Here is a 16073-nt window from a genome sequence, read left to right as displayed (position 1 = left end):
CTGCGCGGTGACCTTCTGGTCCGCGTGCGCCGAGTTCCAGCCCGCGACCATCTGCTTGGCCCAGGCCACTTCCTCGGCGTTGTTCGAGTACCAGACGGAGATCTCGCCGCGCGCCCTGGTCGGTGCGCCCGTACTGCCACCGTCCCCGCAGGCGACGGCGCCGCCTGCTAGAGCAAGAGCTAACGCAGCAGCGATGGTCGTGCGATTCATGACTCCTCCAGTGGATCAGTGCTGGGATGCCGGTGGACCGCCAGACAGTCAGTGCTGGTGATGCGTCCGATCCACACGGAGGATGCTGGCGCTGAGCAAGCGAGGCTCGCATGCCTGGGAGCAATGGGCGCACAGGTACAAGTCGCAGTGCTCGCGGGTTCGCTCACTGATCTGCCGGAACACCCATTTGGACTCGGCCTGTGTACCGGGTCCGCAGCGGGCACAGGTCTCGTTGGGATCGAACGTGAGATCTGTTGCGCTCTGCGGCGATATCAGCCCGGCCGGCATGAGGTCGGGCCAGGGGAAGTGTGCTGCGGTTGTCATGGCACTGCCTTCTCTCCGTTGGTCGGCGTTCTCAGTAGCCGGGTGCGATGGAGGTTTGTGTCGCGGCGCTAGCCGGGCTGGGGTTCGCCAGGGGCGCACCGGCCGGGGAGACGACGGTCCACACGCCGCCGTTCAGGTTGATGCCCTGACCGTTGGTCTGACCCGGGGTGGAGTCGACGACGAAGGTGTACAGGGGGTGTCCGGCGACGGTCAGTTGACGGTGGCCGTCGTCACGGGTGATCGAGCCGACCTTGCCGCTCACGCCGGGCGAGGACGTCGGCAGCGAGTCGGGCGCTGGTACGTAGGGCCAGTTGTCCGAGCAGGCTGCGGCGCACGTCGACGTGTTGTTCTTGTCGTTGGCGAACTGGTAGATGGTGCGGCCTCGGCCGTCAACGAGGATGGTGCCGAGTGCGGTGGTTTGCGCGCTGACCGGATCGCCGGTCGCCGGCGGAACTGGCACCGGCGCCGATCCCGATCCCGATGGACTGCCGCAACTGGCCGCGGTGAACATCATGGCGGCGGCCGCCAAAAACGCCGCTGCGAGCTGGACGCGCCGGCGGTGGATCGTGCCTGACTTCCGATTGGTGAACACTTGTCGCTCCTACCGTGAGCTGGTCGTCAGCTGGTGTGCTGACGGATCTAGGCTCGCGGCGATCGGCACCCGTGGGCGCCGGTAGGTCCCCGGGTTCGATCCCGGGTCTGCGTGAAGAGGACACGAACGGACGAGGCGGAGGGCTGCACGCGGCCCGGCAGAGAGGTGGCACCGACCGAGCGACCGTGCCAATCGCCTCGAGAGGCTTGCCAAAACACTGGGCGCGCTCCCTACCATCGACCATGGGTCCGTCCAGCGGTCGCCCGCGGTCAGTGTTGCGTGGTCGGCGCAGCGAGTGCGAGGTACTGGCCAGGCTGTTGGACGCGGTATCTACAGGGCGGAGCTCCGTCCTGGTGCTGCGCGGCGAGGCGGGCTGCGGCAAGTCGGCTCTGCTTGACTTCATGCTCGAGCGTGCGGCAGGCTTCCGCGTCGCGCGAGTCGTGGGCGTCGAGTCGGAGATGGAGCTCGCCTATGCCGGCCTTCACCAGCTCTGTGCGCCGATGCTCGACCGGGTCGAGACGTTGCCGGCCCCACAACGCGATGCGTTGCGGGTCGCCTTCGGGCTACAAGAGGGCGACGCACCTGATCGCTTCCTCATCGGTCTTGCCGTCCTGACCCTGTTGGCGGGTGCGGCCGAGGAGCAGCCGCTCGCTTGCGTGATCGATGACGCACAGTGGCTCGATCGGGCCTCCGTGCAATCTCTGGCCTTCGTGGCACGACGACTGATGGCCGATCCGGTGGCCTTGATATTCGCCGTGCGGGAGCCCAGCGACGAGCTGACCGGCTTGCCGGAGCTCAAGGTTCAGGGCCTCGGCGAGCGCGACTCCCACCTGGTCCTGGCATCGGCGCTTCGTGGACCGCTCGACGTACAAGTGCGCGACCGCATCGTCGCCGAAACACGGGGCAACCCGTTGGCGCTGCTGCAGCTGCCGCGAGTGCTGACGCCGACCGAGCTGGCGGGCGGATTCGGCCTTCCCAACACGGCGGCTGTGGCGACCCGCGTCGAACAGAGTTTCTATCGACAATTCCAATCGCTTCCGGACGATACGCAACTGCTTCTGCTCACTGCTGCCGCTGAGCCCATCGGCGACATGACACTGTTGCGCCGCGCAGCCGAATTGCAGGGAATCGGAGGCGACGCTGCAGCGCCTGCCGTGGCTGCAGGACTGGTCGAACTCGGCACCCGGGTCCGGTTCCGCCATCCGCTGGTCCGCTCGGCGGTCTACCAGTCGGCGTCTGTGGACGACCGGCAGGCGGTGCACCGTGCTTTGGCAGAAGCAACCGATCTGGTGCTCGATCCCGATCGTCGCGCCTGGCATCTCGCCCGTGCGGCGTCAGGGCCGGATGAGGCAGTGGCCGACGAGCTGGAGCGTTCGGCCGACCGGGCGCGCGCCCGCGGCGGCGCGGTCGCGGCGGCCGCGTTTCTGGAACGCGCGACCGAGCTGACGCCCGATCGCGAGCTTCGTGGAGCGCGTGCACTCGCCGCCGCTCAGGCCAAGCTCCTGGCTGGCGCGCCGGACTCGGCGCAGGCGCTGCTTGCGGCGGCAGAGCTGGCGCCGCTCGGCGGCATCCGGCGGGCCGGGCTGGAACGCCTGCGCGCACAGCTGTCGTTCTTGCTCAGACGCGGCAACGACGCTCCATCGCTACTGCTCAACGCCGCCGAACACCTCAAGGCGCTGGACACTCAGTCGGCGCGTGAGACTTACCTCGAAGCGCTCGGAGCGGCGATCTTCGCCGGCCGCCTCAGCAAGAGCGGCGGCGGCGTGGCCGACGCCGCCGGCGCAGCCCGCACGGCGCCCCGGGCCCCGCAGCCGGCACGTGCGATCGATCTACTCCTCGACGGTCTCGTGAGAAGGTTCACCGAAGGCTACGAGGCAGGGGTGCAGCCGCTCCAGCGAGCGCTGCGCGCATTGTCCAAGGAGGAGGGCCGCAGTCAGGACGACACCCGCTGGCTCTGGTTGGGGTGCCGAATCGCCCCGGATCTGTGGGATGACGAGTCGTGGCATGAGCTGGCCACCCGGCAGCTTCGGCACGCGCGGGATGCGGGCTGGCTGACCGCCCTCCCGATCGCCCTCACCTATCGCGCCGGCGTTGACGTACATGCCGGCGAGTTCGCTTCCGCAGCGGAGCTCATCGACGAGGCCGACGTGATCACCGAGGCAACCGGCAGCCCCCCGTTGATGTACACGTCGCTGGTGCTCTCCGCCTGGCGGGGCCAGGAAGCCCAGGCCACGGCGCTGATCAGGGCCAGCATCGAGGATGCAACAGCCAGGGGTGAAGGAAGGGCGATCGCCTTGGCGGACTACGCCACAGCGGTGCTCTACAACGGTCTCAGCCGCTACCAGGACTCGCTCGCCGCCGCGCAACGGGTCTGTGAACACGATGACCTGGGTCTCTTCGGCTGGGGTCTGACCGAGCTGGTGGAGGCGGCTGTGCGCAGCGATCGACCGGACATCGGCGCTACAGCCCTGCGGCGACTCGAGGAACGAACACGTGCCGCCGGGACGGAGTGGGCGCTCGGAATCGAGGCCCGCTCCCGCGCGACGCTGAGCGACGGCGAAGTCGCCGACGCCCTCTACCGAGAGGCGGTCGAGCGCCTCGCCCGGACCCGGATCACCGTCCACCTCGCCCGTGCTCAACTCCTGTACGGCGAATGGTTGCGTCGCGGGAACCGTCGCGTGGAAGCCCGCCAGCAGCTTTACCGGGCCCACGACACGTTCAGCCGCGCCGGGGCCGAGGGATTTGCCGAGCGTGCCCGACGGGAGCTGCTCGCCACTGGCGAGACACTACGCAGGCGGACAGTCGAGACGCACGAGGAGCTGACCGCACAGGAGGCGCAGATCGCCCGGCTGGCCCGCGACGATCTCACGAATCCCGAGATTGCCGCCCGGCTGTTCATCAGCCCTCGCACCGTCGAATGGCACCTTGGCAAGGTGTTCGCCAAACTTGACATCACCTCCCGAAAACAACTGCGCCGCGCGCTGCCCGACTCCAGCTCTGCCACCTCGTCAGCCTAGTCAGACGAGGTTCAGCATCGCTACTCGGCAGGCTTGTACAGTCGCCGTGATCACCGGACAGCCAGTCAAAACAAGGTCCACTACGCAGCGCCTTGATCGTTCTCGACGATCTCCTCGATCGGCGTCCCGTCGACGGTGAGTAGGACCTGAATGTTGCCACGGATGGCATTGGAATAAGGGCAACGCTCGTCGGCCTCGGCCATCAGGTGTGCGGCCGCGGCAGGCGCCAGATGCGGTGCGTGCAGATCAAGGGCAACCCGAAGCCCGAAGCCGCCGTGTCCAGTCGGGCCGATATCTACCCGGGAGGCGAACCGGGAGTCACTGGCATCGAACCTGCCACGCTGTGCGACTGACAGCATGGTCGACTGGAAGCAGGCCGCATAGGCGATCGCGAACAACTGCTCGGGATTGGTGCCTGGACCGCCGTTGCCTCCCATGTCCTCGGGCACCGCAAGCTCGACTTCCAGGCGGCCGTCAGTGGTGCGGCCGTGCCCGGACCGGCCGCCTTCGGTGACCGCCTCGGCGGTGTAGAGGACTCTTTTCAACGCAGTGACTGCCATTTCATGGCCTTTCCGAGTTGGGTCGACGTTCTCGCCTCACATCGGTGTCGAGGCGTCAGGTTTCGCCGCGAGCTTGCTGGCTTCGTTGCGCCGGCTGGCAACTCAGCTGGCGGCTTCCTGCCATGTTGGCGGCTGATGCTGGACGGTTGTTGCCGTTGGCTTCGCGAGGTGGAGTGCGGTGGTGACGAGGCCGGCGTGGCTGAGGGCTTGTGGCGTGTTGCCGAGGTGGCGTCCGGTGATCGGGTCGTACTCCTCGCTGAGCAGGCCGACGTCGTTGCGCAAGGACAGCAGGCGGTCGAACAGCTCGGCGGCCTCATCCGTGCGACCGATTCCGTGAAGCGCGTCGGCAAGCCAGAAGGAGCACGCCAAGAAGGCACCTTCCTCACCGTGGATGCCATCGACGTTGGTGCCCTCGGCGCCAACTGCGTAGCGGAGGACGAGACCGTCGCGGGTGAGGTTTCTTTGGATGGCGTCGACGGTGGCGACCATGCGCGGGTCTGCCCAGGGCAGGAATCCGTAGCGCGGCATGAGAAGGACCGAAGCGTCCAGGCGCGCGGAACCGTAGGACTGTGTGAATGCTCGTCGCGACTGACTGAATCCCCGGTTGCAGATTTCCGTGTGGATCGCCTCCCGCAGCGCACGTAGTTCGTTCAGGGATTCACGCGTGTGGTCGTTCTCGAGAACGCAGACGGCTCGGTCCACTCCGACCCAAGCCATCAGCTTGGAGTGGACGAAATGTCGTTGCGGTCCACGGACCTCCCAGATGCCGTTGTCCGGTTCGGCCCAGTTCTGTTCAAGCTGTGTGACCAGACCCCGTTCCAGATCTGCTTCGTCTGGACGCGGCGGATCTGCTGCGGCGCGGGTCGCCTGCAGAGCGTCGAGGACCTCGCCCCAAACATCGTTCTGTCGTTGGGTTGCCGCCCCGTTGCCGATGCGCACAGGTGTGGAGGCGGCGTGTCCAGGCAGCCAGTCCAGTGTCAGTTCGGGAAGGTGGCGCGTGCCGTCGACGGCGTACATGATCTGCGTTCCGGTCGGATCGCCGGCGACCGTGCGCAGTAGCCAGTCACGCCAGGCAGAGGCCTCTTCGACGTATCCAGTGGCGAGGAACGCTCGCACGGTGAAGGCCGCGTCGCGCAACCAGCAGAATCGGTAATCCCAGTTGCGCGAACCGCCGATCTGTTCGGGCAGTGACGTGGTTGCCGCGGCCACGATGCCCCCGGTCGGGGCGAAAGTCAGTGCCTTCAGGATGATGAGAGATCGCTTGACTGCGTCTGCCCAAGGACCGGAGTAGGTGCACTTGCTCATCCACTGGAGCCAGTACCTTTCGGTGGCCGCGAGGTCGTCGGCGGCATCGACGGTAGGGAGTTCGAGCTGCGGCGAGGGCAAGTGTCCAAGAACGAAGGAAATCTGCTGACCCGCCGAGACCACGAAGTCGCCGGTCAGAGTGTCGTTCGTGGCGGTCAGGGCGACGTCACTTGTCAGCCAGACGGAGTCTGGACCTGCGGTTCCGACAAAGTGCCCTCCGACGCTGTGGAGGCTTGGCACGACCTTGCCGTAACCCATTCTGGGAACCATGCACATGTGCATCGGAACCTCGCCCGCCAAGCCTTCCACACTGCGGACCACTTGCGACCCTGCGCTGGTCGGTGACATGAAGTCAGTGACGCGTACGGCGCCGTCCGGGGTGATCCATTCGGTATCGAGGATCAGCGAGTCGCCACGGTACCGGCGACGCGTGCATCGTCCGCCGCTCTGCGGCGCCAGGATCCATCGGCCGTTCCGGGTATCGCCCAGGAGCGTCGCAAACACTGCCGGCGAGTCGAATCTTGGGAGGCACAGCCAATCGATTGATCCGTCGACGCCGACGAGGGCCGCCGTGCGGAGGTCGCCGATGAGTGCGTAGTCCTCGATCTGCTGTGTCATCATCGGCTCCTCTGCCCGGGTGGACGACTCTTGCAACAACCGTCGCGGATCCATCGGCCCGTGGCCCCAGGGAGGACCCGGGTCGTTGCCCCGGCAGAGTCCCCGGTCGCCAGGGAGAGCAGAGGGCCGGACTATCGGCGACCGTCAGGACCGCTACGACCACTGCCGGAGGGCCGGGACTTCCTCCCGGCTACCCCGACGCGGCTGCGCCCTGGCAGATTCCGCCCGCAGTGCGCTTGGGCTATGTCACGGCCGTCGCTGGTGCCTTGCAGAGGAGTCCCCGGCTGCTTGCCAGTACCTCATGCGAGTTCAGTCGGCGGCCTGCATGGCGGACGGCTGGTCCAGGGTGGCGTGGACACGGATCTCGACATTTCCCTGCAGGGCTCGCGAGACTGGACAGCTACGCTCGGCCTCATGGGCTGCCCGCTCAAGCGATGCGGCATCCGCTTGGGCGGCAACAGCGTGGACGTCGAGCAGGCTCGAAACGATCGTCGGGTCGCCGGATGTCTCCAGCGTTACGGTGGCCATGACCCGCAGGAACTCCGGAGGCATTCCGTATCCCGCGAGTACCGAACCCAGCGCCATGGCGAAGCATCCTGCGTGCGCCGCCGCGATGAGCTCCTCCGGACTCGTCTTGCCTGCCGGCTCACCGAAGCGCGATGCGAGCGTGACGGGCAAGTCCCGAATCGCGCCGCTTCCTCCGGATGTGACCCCGGCGCCCCGTGCGATGCTTCCCGTCCAGTCAACCTGCGCCGTTCTCTGTACTGCTGCCATTGGATGCTCCTTCAATCATCGATGCGGGCCAGGACCCACGGCTGCGGATCCAGGCACCCTGTCCTTCAGTGCAACCGCTCCCCCGGGCGACATCGCGATCGGGCTACTGCGGTGCGGTAGTAGGCACTCGTCCGCCCGTCAGCCTGAAACGGATCAGGCCTAGTCGATTTGCCTGACACAACTGTCATGCCGCGCAGAGCCCCATCGCGCCCGGGACAGCCCGGGCATACCCCCGGGGTATGGCCGGGAACACCGGAGAGAGCAGCCTCCCGCCTGGAGGGCGTGCCAGTCGTCGCGATCGGTGTCCCACGCAACGAAATACCGGCGGCAGCCGTCGTGGACGAGCTGGTGCGGCCCTGGCGCGGATAGCCGACGTACCGGCGTTGTCCCGGTAGGCGAAGCGGCGCGCGCAGACGTACTCGCCGCTCAATTTCGCCGCCCCAACCCGCTGGAGACGATGACGGGCCATGTAGTCGGTTTGCAAGCCGCCGGGTACGACGAACTCGACCAGCCCGTCGCGAGACTGTGCATCTTCCCGACGGAGTCGCCAGCTGACGCGGCCCGTCTGTTCGGTGAGATCCCCGTTCTGTGCCTGACCACGTCGTCGAGCCTCGTCGACGCACCGGGGAGTGCATCATCGGAGGGCATCGACCACATTGTGGCCGTCGCGGATCAGCCGATCGTCTCGCAACTCCTGCACACCTTCGACCGCGCCGCTCGCGTCACCTGGAACCGCGGCGTCGTCGACGGACATCGCAAACTGCACATCTTCGCCTACCAGATGAACGTCCTGCCTGGAATCATCTGGCTCCAATTCGCGACCGAGGCGGGGCGACAGGTCACCTCCGCGTGGCTCGAGACGTTGCCGAAGGAGCAGGCAGAGAAGGACCCCGACGCCTTCAAGCACGTCAACGTCCTCATCGATGTGGCCGTACAGCATGTGGTGGCCGCATGGTTCATGATCGACCAACAAGGAGGGCGCAGCAGTGACCTTCGGTCCCGGAGCCAGCTCCATCGACGTCAATGAGCTGGTCGCCAGTACGCTGAACCAGTTCAGCTCGGTGGGCGAAGAAGAACTGGTCAAGCTCACCGACCAATCACTGGCTGCACTCGCCTCGGTCCTGGCCCCTCAGAATCCGGATCGTCTGTCCGCCGTCATTCTCCGCCTGCTCGACCAAGAGCTCGACGAGCCGCTGGCCATGCGACTCGGCAGCTGGCGGATCAACGTGCCCTTCGCGTCTTCCAGTCGCTCGTCGCCTCCGCTGTCCTGGTCATCGGAGTCGAGACGCTGGGCAAGGATTCGATCGCGGTCGTGGTCCTGGCCGCCGTACTCCCCTTCCTGCTCGACGTCGACCGGGTACGGATCAGTCCATCCGAGCACCTGGTCCTCACCGAGATCACATCACTCCTGGCCGACCCGAAGTTGCCGCGTGAACTCTGGTCCTCTCTGCCCGCCGACATCAAACACGAGCTCACCTACCTTGAGTTCGTCGACTCCTCGACCGACTCGAACGAGCAGGCGCACTGCGTAAGAACCTCGACGACCGCTACACCACACGAGGCTGGTTCACCGCATCACTCGGAGACTCCTGACGCCGCTTGGCCATCCGCGTTGACCTGGACACTCAAGGCGCATCTCGAACGATCGCCGCCAACTCTTCAGAAAGGTCCCTCCCACCCAGTATCCGAGCTCCTCCCACGGTCGGCCAACGTCGACGTCGACGTCGGCGACTGCGAGACGTCCGGCGCCGGTTTCGGGACTGGCGCCATGGCAACCTCGACCGCCGGTTCCCAGGTGGGAGGACGGCCACGAACTCGCCGCCCGGATCTCCTCGGCGCTACACCTACGTCGCGTCCGCGTCGGCCGGGCCTGTCCTCGTCGTGCCCACGGCGCCAACATCCGCGCCGCGCCGCGCTACCGCATCTGACGAGAACACCCGACCCCGCGCCGACATGGGAATAGCAACCGCAGCTCAGCTCGAGATCCACCCCACCTCCATCCACCTGGAGCTTTGGCCGGCCGGCTGAGGCTCCGCACAAGCAGACTCTTCCTCCGCGATCCTGTCGCGTTGCTGGGTCAGCGGTAGGGGATGTTTTCCTGTTCGAGGATTGCGACGAAGGCGTTCGTTGCCTGCTGGAACAGCTCGATGCCGCTGAAGCCTCCGGCTGGGCCGGCTTTGCTGAGGTGGGGTTCCATCGAGAAGAAGCCGTCGAAGCCGTCCGCCTTGAGGGCGCGCATCGTCTCGACGACGCCGCCGTCGCCGGCACCCGCCACTACTACGCGCTGGTCGGCCAGCAGGGCGTCCTTGATCTGCACGTACTCCAGATGTGGGCGCAACAGCTCGAAGGCTTCCGGGAAGGGAGAGATCCCGCACTGGACGAAGTTCGCCGCATCCCAGGCGATCTTCAGATTCGGCGAGCCGACGGACTCGATGATGTCGAGGCAGCGTTCCGGCAGATCGCCGTAGATCTTCTTCTCGTTCTCGTGCAACAGGACCACGTCCCGCCCCGCGGCCCGCTCGGCGAGCGTCGACAGCCGCCGCAGTACCTCGTCACGGTGCTGCTTGGGTTCGTCGCCGTCTGGATAGTAGAAGGAGAAGATCCGGATGTACGGCGCCTCGAGCACCTCCGCCACCTGCAGGGCCCGGTCGAACCGGCGCAGGTGCTCGTCGAAATCGTCGGCGACCGAAATCTTGCCGATCGGCGAGCCGATCGAGGAGGTCTGGATGGCGCTGTCGCGCAGCTGTGCGGCCACGGCTGCCAGTTGTTCGTCGTCCAGGTCGAGCACATTCGTGTTCCAGGCGCTGCGGACCTCGATGTGGGCGATGCCCAAGCCGTTGAGCACCTCACACTGCACGGAGAGCTCAGGTGAGATCTCGTCGGCGAAACCGGAGAGTGTCCACATGTCAGTGTCCGCTCAGCGCGACCGGCGCTTCGGCTTTGGAGGATTCGTAGACGGACAGGATGAACTCCAGTGCCCGGCGACCGTCCTGCCCTGAGCTCAACAGCGGCGTACCCGACTTGATGGCACTGATCAGGTCCACCATCTGGCGGCGATGTCCCTCGTGCTTGATGGCGGTGGGATCGGAGGCGGCCGATGTCGCCGCGAGGCCCTCGGACGAGGTCGACTTACGGTTGCCATAGGCCCCGGTCTCCCCCTTCTCGTCCTTGAGTTCCTTCATCACGATGGTCCCGTCGTCGATCGCTACAGAGCCCTCCGTACCGCAGATCTCCAGTCGCTCCGGAAGCCCCGGGTACATCGTGGTGCTCGCATGCACCGTGCCGACGGCACCGCTGGCGAAGCGCACGAGCGCCGCCGCATCGTCCTCGACCTCGATGTCGTGCGCGAGGGTGTTGGCCTGGGCGACCAGGCTCTTCGCCGGACCCATCAGCCACAGCAGCAGGTCGACGTAGTGCACGCCCTGGTTCATCAGGCTGCCGCCGCCGTCGAGCTTCCACGTGCCTCGCCAGTCGGCACCGTCGTAGTAGCCCTGCGTGCGGTACCACTTGGTCGACGCCGTCCCGACCACGAGTCGGCCGAGCCGTCCCGAATCGATCAGGCCACGCACTTCCTGCAGCCCGTCGTCGAAGCGGTGCTGGGAGATCACGCTGAGCTGAACACCGGCGTCGGCACAAGCGGTGATCAGCCTGTCCGCCATCTCCAGCGTGACGTCGATGGGCTTCTCCACGAGCACGTGCTTGCCCGCCTGCGCCGCCGCGATACCGATCTCGGCGTGCAGGCCGCTCGGTGTGGTGACGCAGATGACGTGGATGTCGTCGCGGGCGAGCATCTCGTCGAGGCTCGCGAAGCTCTCCACGCCGAACTCCGCCGCGAGAGCGTCGGCGCGCTCGCCGATCACGTCGTTCACGCCGATCAGCTTCGCCTCGGGAATCTCGCTCAGCGCGTTGGCGTGCCAGCGGCTGATCACGCCGCATCCGACGATGCCGAAGCCGAGAATGTCGTCACTCATACCTGAGGGCCTTTCGCTGGTTCGGTTTTCAGGATCTCGATGTTGCGGAAGCTCTCCGCGAAAGCAACGCCGATCTTCGCACCCGCGGCGCGCAGCGCCGGCCCGGGCCGGTCGTCGAAGCTCCAGGCGGGCTTGCCGGTCTTGCCACCGAGCTGACTGGTGTGGCACTTGATCGCGCGGGCCTTGAGTTCCACCACGTCCGTGACGTCGATGATTCGGTCGGCGTCGCCGTTGGCCGGGATCCAGACATCGTTGACCCGGTGCGGCTCGAACCCCTCGTCGAGCAGGTCCGTATAGGCGCGCGGGCTGCTGGCTTCCGGGTACGTCGCGATGAGCGTCGCCTCGGCCGCCGCGATGTGATCCGCGTGGGAGAGCGAGATCGGCATGTCCAGGACGCGGAACGGCGCCATCGTGAGGATGAGCTGGGGCTTGTAGCGCCGGATCTCGCGGACGATGTCGTGGCGGAGATCCTCGGTCACTTCCAGCGTGCCGTTCTTCCGCCCCAGGTACCTGACCTCCTTGACGCCGAGCACGTCCGCGGCGGCCCGCTGCTCCGCCGCACGGATCGCCGTCAGCTCGGCATCCGTCATCGACGGATCCGTGCCGCCGCGGCTGCCGTCCGTGCAGCACACGTAGTTCACCTCTGCTCCGCGCCGGGTCAGCGCGGCGACGGTGCCGCCGAACTGGAACTCGGCGTCGTCGGGATGGGCGAAGACGGCGAGGACTCGCTGGTAATCCTTGAAATACATCGGTCTCCTCGAGAGTGCGTCGGCCGGGGATGGACCCGGCGGGGTTCAGACCTGCGGGCTGGGAGCCGGTTCGGAGGGCGTGATCTCGATGCTGCGAAAACTCTCGGCGAAGGCGACGCCGATCTTGGCACCCGCCGCCCGCATCCTCGTGCCCATCCGGGCCTCGAAGGTCCAGGCCGGTTTGCCCGTTTTGGCGCCGGCCTGGCTCTTGTGGCACAACCAGGCCCGTGCCTTCATCTCGACCGTGTCCGTGACGTCGATGATGCGGTCGGCCCCGTTCACCGCGGGGATCCAGACGTCGTTCACGCTGTGCGGCGCGAACCCCTCGTCCAGCAACTCGGGATAGGCACGCGGGCTGTCGGCCTCGGGATACACCGCGATGAGCGTGGCCTCCGCCGCGTTCATGTGATCGGCGTGCGACAGCCCGATGGGCGCGTCGAGCACGCGGAACGGCGAGAGCGTCAGAATCAGGTCAGGCTTCTGCCTGCGGATCTCCCGGACGATGTCCCGGCGTAGGTCCGCGGTGACCTCCAGGGTGCCGTTCTTCCGGCCGAGATACGTGACCTCCTTGACGCCGAGCAGATCGGCGGCAGCCCGCTGCTCCGCCGCACGGATCGCGGTCAGCTCGGCATCCGTCATCGCCGGGTCGGTGCCGCCCCGGCTGCCGTCCGTACAGCACACGTAGTTGACCTCCGCGCCCTGCTGGACCAGCCGGGCGATCGTGCCGCCGAACTGCCCCTCGGCATCGTCGGGATGGGCGAAGACCACCAGGACGTGCCGGTAATCCTTGAAGTACATGTCACCTCACTTGATGCCGGTCGTGGCGATGCCCTCGACCAGCAGTTTCTGGAACACGAGGAAGAACCCGATGACGGGCAGCAGCGCAAGACTCGACATCGCCAGCAGGCCGGCGTAGTTCGAGGTCGCGGTGTTGTCGATGAACGATCTCAGCGCCAGCGGCACGGTGAACTTCGACGTGTCGGACAGATAGAGCAGCTGACTGAAGAAGTCGTTGTACGTGAAGATGAAGGTGAAGATCGCCGTGGTCGCGAGCGCCGGCAGGCACAGCGGCATCATGATCCGCCAGTACAGTCCCAGCGGTCCGCAGCCGTCCAGCGCCGCCGCCTCGTCGAGCTCGCGGGGCACGTTCCGCATGAACTGGATCATCAAGAAGATGAAGAACGCGTCGACGGCCAGGAACTTCGGCACCACCAGCGGCAGGATCGTGTCGACCATCCCCATCGTGCGGAAGAGCACGAACTGCGGTACGACGAGTACGTGGAAGGGCAGGATGATCGTGCCCATCATGATCGCGAACATCTTGCCTTTGAACCGGAACTCGAGCCGCGCGAAGGCGAAAGCCGCCAGCGAGCAGGACAGGAGGTTCCCCACGATGCACAGCGCGCAGATGACGAACGAGTTGAGGAAGTAACGCCAGAAGGGAAAGCCCAACGCCGACCAACCGGAAATATAGCCCTTGAGGTTCGCACCGTGACCGGGGAAGGGATTCGCGGTGCCGAGGATCTGGCTCTCAGGCTTGAACGACGATCCGAACATCCACAGCAGGGGGTAGATCATCAGGACGGCTCCGAGGACCAGTACCGCGTGCTTGACGATCCGGCGCCACAGCGGCTTCCTGTTCCTCGCCCGGGGCCGGGTCCGGATCCGGCCCACGTCGATGCTGCTCGTCGTCATCTCGCATCTCCGTAGAAAACCCAGTACTTGGCGGTGAAGAACAACAGCCCGGTGATGCCGCCGACCACGACCAGGAGCACCCAGGCCATCGCGGAGGCGTATCCCATCTGGAGGTTCCCGAAGCCCTGGATGTAGAGGTAGAGGGTGTAGAACAGCGTGCTGTCGACGGGTCCGCCGGTGCCGCTGCTGATGATGAAGGAGGGCGTGAAGGCCTGGAACGATCCGATCATCTGCAGCACGAGGTTGAAGAAGAGGATCGGGGTCAGCAGCGGGAGCGTGACGTTCCAGAACTTCCGTACCGGCCCGGCGCCGTCGACGGCCGCCGAGTCGTACAGATCCTGAGGCATCTGGCGCAGGCCCGCCAGGAAGATCAGCATGGGCGAGCCGAACTGCCAGGCTTCCAGGACGATGAGCGTGTTCAGGGAGGTGGCCGGGCTGGTCAGCCATCCCTGACTCTCGATCCCGAAGAGTGCAAGGAACGACTGGAAGATGCCTGGATCACCGAAGATCTGGCGCCAGAGGATCGCGATCGCCACGCTGCCACCGAGCAGCGAGGGCACGTAGTAGATCGCCCGGTAGACCGACATGTGCCGCAGGCCGTCTTTGAGCAGGAGCGCGATCAGCAGGGCGATCCCGAGCTTGATCGGCACCCCGATGAACACGTACTTCACCGTGACGATGACCGAAGCCCAGTAGCGCTTGTCGTGGAACATGTCGCTGTAGTTCTTCAGGCCGACCCAGTGCGGGCTGGCCAGCAGGCTGTAGTCGGTGAAGGAGAAGTACAGCGAGGCGATGATCGGCCCGAGCGTGAGGCACACGTAGCCGATGATCCACGGGGTCAGGAACAGGTACCCTGCCTTGCCTTTCTTATCTTTCCTGCCCTTCTTGCTCATCGCCGCGCCCGCGGGCGGGCGAGGCAGGTCGGAGGTGCCCGGGGCCGGCACCTCGACCTGCTCACCCGCTCCGCGGACCAGCGAACTACTCACCGGCGGCGGCCTTGATCTCGCTGAAGTACTGCGCGCCGGCCTGCTCCGGGGACAGCTTCTTGGCCAGCACCGCCTCGGCGGCCCGGGTCAGGCTGTCCTGGATCTTGCTGCCGATGCTCGGCGGCGAGGCGGGCTGCGAGGCCGGGGAGATCGTGTAGGAGTCCATGAATCCGAGCATGGTCTTGATCGCCCCCGTTGCGCCCTGACTCACGGTGTCGAGCTGCTTCTGCGAGGCCGGGATGGCACGATCCAGGCCGAGCTCCTTGAACGCCCCCGGATCGGTGAACCAGAGATTCAGGAATTCCTTGGCGGCCTGCGGATTCTTCGTCTTCGAGGAGATGCCCCAGCCGAAGAAGGCATTGACCTCACCGCGTCCCGCCGGGCCGCTCGGACAGGGCGCCAGGCCCAGCGGGACCTTGTTGACCTTCTGGTAGCCCTGGAACTGCACGATCGGGCTCATCGAGATCACGGACTTGCCGGTGGTGAGCGGATCGACAGCCGCGCCGCCGTTGGACACATAGGTCTGGCTCTCCGCACCGGAGGCGATGGCGCCGCGGTCGCGTAGACCGCTCCAGTACTGAAACCAGGCGACGGCATCGCCCTCGTCGTGAGCCAACTTGCCGTCCGTCGAGAAGAGTCCCTTGCCACGGCTGGTCAGCCACGACGACCAGGTGTTCGACTCGGCGCTGTTGTCACTCATGCCGTACATGCCACCGCCGAGTTTCTTGGCAAGCTCGACGCCGAAGTCGCCCCACGTGTTCCAGTCGGCCGGATCCTTCGGAACGCTCAGCCCGCTCTTCTTCACGAGCTCGGTGTTGTACATGACGGTCAGGTACTGGAACCCGAAGTTGATGCCGTAGAGCTTGCCGTCGATCTTGCCTGTCTCCAGGGAGGCCTTGGCGTAGTCACCCAGATCGACATCGCCGAGATCGAGCAGCAAGCCGTTCTTGACGTAGGCAGCGAGGTTCGGCAGGTTCAGCTGGATGATGTCGGGCAGGCTGTTCGACGCGGCCAGCGTGTTGAGCTTGTTGAAGTAGTCACCGAACGGCAGGAACTGCCCTTTCGCGGTGTTCCCGGGGTACTTCGTCCCGTACAGCTTGAGGATCGAATTGGTGATCGCCGCCCGGTCGTCGGCGCCCCACCAGATGACCTCGAGATTCGCCGCGCCCTTGGCGTCGCCACCGGCCGAACCTCCGGAACAGGCGGTGAGGGCGGCGGCGGACAGCGAAGCCAGGCCGGCGGCCGCTAAGAAGTTGCGCCTCGTGATCATGT

General features: G+C 66.1%; 13 protein-coding genes and 1 pseudogene. 2 read left to right on the top strand and 12 right to left on the bottom strand.

Annotated features, from left to right (window positions below; all coding sequences use genetic code 11):
* Positions 1-210: pseudogene (locus tag ACIBG5_RS23590) on the bottom strand (sugar ABC transporter substrate-binding protein); the annotation flags it as partial.
* A gap of 355 nt (positions 211-565) precedes the next feature.
* Complete coding sequence (locus ACIBG5_RS23585) at positions 566-1126, bottom strand: hypothetical protein (RefSeq protein ID WP_396393622.1); 561 nt, start codon at positions 1124-1126, stop codon at positions 566-568.
* A 242-nt stretch (positions 1127-1368) separates the two neighbouring features.
* On the opposite strand from ACIBG5_RS23585, the gene ACIBG5_RS23580 reads away from it, so the two are divergent.
* Positions 1369-4143, top strand: coding sequence for an AAA family ATPase (locus ACIBG5_RS23580; RefSeq protein WP_396393635.1), 2775 nt, complete (start codon positions 1369-1371; stop codon positions 4141-4143).
* Positions 4144-4223: 80 nt separating this feature from the next.
* Here the strand turns inward: ACIBG5_RS23580 and ACIBG5_RS23575 are convergent, their stop codons facing one another.
* From ACIBG5_RS23575 to ACIBG5_RS23565, 3 genes are all read right to left on the bottom strand, one after another.
* Positions 4224-4703: an Ohr family peroxiredoxin gene (locus ACIBG5_RS23575; protein ID WP_396393621.1), complete on the bottom strand. Its 480-nt coding sequence runs from the start codon at positions 4701-4703 to the stop codon at positions 4224-4226.
* Between the two features lie 102 nt (positions 4704-4805).
* Positions 4806-6626, bottom strand: a complete 1821-nt coding sequence (locus ACIBG5_RS23570; RefSeq protein WP_396393620.1) for a glycoside hydrolase family 15 protein — start codon at positions 6624-6626, stop codon at positions 4806-4808.
* A 309-nt stretch (positions 6627-6935) separates the two neighbouring features.
* Positions 6936-7400, bottom strand: a complete 465-nt coding sequence (locus ACIBG5_RS23565; RefSeq protein WP_396393619.1) for an OsmC family peroxiredoxin — start codon at positions 7398-7400, stop codon at positions 6936-6938.
* A 457-nt stretch (positions 7401-7857) separates the two neighbouring features.
* Here ACIBG5_RS23565 and ACIBG5_RS23560 point away from each other — a divergent pair, with 457 nt between their 5' ends.
* A complete protein-coding gene (locus tag ACIBG5_RS23560; protein WP_396393618.1) occupies positions 7858-8427 on the top strand; it encodes a hypothetical protein in 570 nt (189 codons plus the stop codon).
* Positions 8428-9477: 1050 nt separating this feature from the next.
* Here the strand turns inward: ACIBG5_RS23560 and ACIBG5_RS23555 are convergent.
* Genes ACIBG5_RS23555 through ACIBG5_RS23525 form a run of 7 tightly spaced genes read right to left on the bottom strand, consistent with a single transcriptional unit; the run spans position 9478 to position 16071 of the window.
* Positions 9478-10305 (bottom strand): sugar phosphate isomerase/epimerase family protein, encoded by an 828-nt coding sequence (locus ACIBG5_RS23555; protein ID WP_396393617.1) that lies wholly within the window; start codon positions 10303-10305, stop codon positions 9478-9480.
* A 1-nt stretch (position 10306) separates the two neighbouring features.
* Complete coding sequence (locus ACIBG5_RS23550) at positions 10307-11371, bottom strand: Gfo/Idh/MocA family protein (RefSeq protein WP_396393616.1); 1065 nt, start codon at positions 11369-11371, stop codon at positions 10307-10309.
* The gene (locus ACIBG5_RS23545) at positions 11368-12120 is read right to left on the bottom strand and encodes a PIG-L deacetylase family protein (protein WP_396393615.1); all 753 of its coding nucleotides are present in this window, start codon (positions 12118-12120) and stop codon (positions 11368-11370) included. Before ACIBG5_RS23545 ends, ACIBG5_RS23550 begins: the two co-directional genes overlap by 4 nt.
* A 45-nt stretch (positions 12121-12165) precedes the next feature.
* A complete protein-coding gene (locus ACIBG5_RS23540; protein WP_396393614.1) occupies positions 12166-12918 on the bottom strand; it encodes a PIG-L deacetylase family protein in 753 nt (250 codons plus the stop codon).
* A 6-nt stretch (positions 12919-12924) separates the two neighbouring features.
* Complete coding sequence (locus ACIBG5_RS23535; RefSeq protein WP_396393613.1) at positions 12925-13815, bottom strand: carbohydrate ABC transporter permease; 891 nt, start codon at positions 13813-13815, stop codon at positions 12925-12927.
* Positions 13812-14801, bottom strand: a complete 990-nt coding sequence (locus ACIBG5_RS23530; RefSeq protein WP_396393612.1) for a carbohydrate ABC transporter permease — start codon at positions 14799-14801, stop codon at positions 13812-13814. Before ACIBG5_RS23530 ends, ACIBG5_RS23535 begins: the two co-directional genes overlap by 4 nt.
* A complete protein-coding gene (locus ACIBG5_RS23525; RefSeq protein WP_396393611.1) occupies positions 14794-16071 on the bottom strand; it encodes an ABC transporter substrate-binding protein in 1278 nt (425 codons plus the stop codon). The genes ACIBG5_RS23530 and ACIBG5_RS23525 overlap by 8 nt, the downstream gene beginning before the upstream one ends.
* Positions 16072-16073 lie beyond the last annotated feature (2 nt).

Origin of the sequence: Kribbella sp. NPDC050241 (assembly GCF_044459685.1) — a bacterium.
Taxonomy (GTDB): Bacteria; Actinomycetota; Actinomycetes; order Propionibacteriales; family Kribbellaceae; genus Kribbella.
Note: the sequence above shows the minus strand (reverse complement) of the source record. Positions and strands in the feature narration are given on the sequence as shown.

Bases quoted from the DNA above. Each gene is read 5' to 3' on its own strand.
- ACIBG5_RS23580 (WP_396393635.1), top strand. From the start codon at position 1,369: ATGGGTCCGTCCAGCGGTCGCCCGCGGTCAGTGTTGCGTGGTCGGCGC.
- ACIBG5_RS23575 (WP_396393621.1), bottom strand. From the start codon at position 4,703: ATGGCAGTCACTGCGTTGAAAAGAGTCCTCTACACCGCCGAGGCGGTC.
- ACIBG5_RS23570 (WP_396393620.1), bottom strand. From the start codon at position 6,626: ATGACACAGCAGATCGAGGACTACGCACTCATCGGCGACCTCCGCACG.
- ACIBG5_RS23565 (WP_396393619.1), bottom strand. From the start codon at position 7,400: ATGGCAGCAGTACAGAGAACGGCGCAGGTTGACTGGACGGGAAGCATC.
- ACIBG5_RS23560 (WP_396393618.1), top strand. From the start codon at position 7,858: ATGACGGGCCATGTAGTCGGTTTGCAAGCCGCCGGGTACGACGAACTC.
- ACIBG5_RS23555 (WP_396393617.1), bottom strand. From the start codon at position 10,305: ATGTGGACACTCTCCGGTTTCGCCGACGAGATCTCACCTGAGCTCTCC.
- ACIBG5_RS23550 (WP_396393616.1), bottom strand. From the start codon at position 11,371: ATGAGTGACGACATTCTCGGCTTCGGCATCGTCGGATGCGGCGTGATC.
- ACIBG5_RS23545 (WP_396393615.1), bottom strand. From the start codon at position 12,120: ATGTATTTCAAGGATTACCAGCGAGTCCTCGCCGTCTTCGCCCATCCC.
- ACIBG5_RS23540 (WP_396393614.1), bottom strand. From the start codon at position 12,918: ATGTACTTCAAGGATTACCGGCACGTCCTGGTGGTCTTCGCCCATCCC.
- ACIBG5_RS23535 (WP_396393613.1), bottom strand. From the start codon at position 13,815: ATGACGACGAGCAGCATCGACGTGGGCCGGATCCGGACCCGGCCCCGG.
- ACIBG5_RS23525 (WP_396393611.1), bottom strand. From the start codon at position 16,071: ATGATCACGAGGCGCAACTTCTTAGCGGCCGCCGGCCTGGCTTCGCTG.